This is a genomic window from Pseudoxanthomonas mexicana (genome assembly GCF_010093385.1).
Taxonomy (GTDB): domain Bacteria; phylum Pseudomonadota; class Gammaproteobacteria; order Xanthomonadales; family Xanthomonadaceae; genus Pseudoxanthomonas_A; species Pseudoxanthomonas_A mexicana.
Map to the genome: position 1 here is coordinate 1 of NZ_PDWV01000115.1, position 539 is coordinate 539.

The 539-nt window shown below is 70.5% G+C and carries 1 protein-coding gene; it reads right to left on the bottom strand.

Features of this window, described 5'->3' with window-relative positions:
- The coding region (locus tag CSC76_RS18845; RefSeq protein WP_162111489.1) for a DUF58 domain-containing protein at positions 1 to 539 on the bottom strand (539 nt) is incomplete at both ends.

Below are 539 nucleotides of genomic sequence, written 5' to 3' on the forward strand. Positions count from 1 at the left end.
TGCAGGTCGTAGCTGGCGCGCAGCAGCGTGTCGATCGCCGCCATGCCGCGTTGTGGCGCAACCCAGCGGCTGTCGCCGCCGGCGGCGAACAGGCCCACGCCGTCGCCCTGCCGCAGCGCCAGGTACGACACCACCAGCGACGCATTGAGCACGTGGTCGAAATGGCCCAGCGCGTCCTCGCGCGCCATCATCCGGCGGCCGGTGTCGATCAGCATCACCAGCTGCTGGTTCTTCTCGTCCTGGTACTCGCGCGAGATCAGCTTGCGCGAGCGCGCGGTGGCCTTCCAGTCGATCTGTCGCAGGCTGTCGCCGATGCGGTACTCGCGCATCTGGTGGAAGTCGGTACCCTCGCCGCGCCGGCGCTTCAGGTGCGCACCCACCAGGCGCGAAGCCTGTTCGGCACTGAACAGCGCGAAACGCGCCAGCGGCGCGAAGTTGGGGTACACGCGCACCCGCTGCGGCACGCCGGCCACGCGCGACTGCCGCCACAGCGCCAGCGTCGAGCGCAACCGCAGCTGCACGCCGTCGAAGCGGGCATC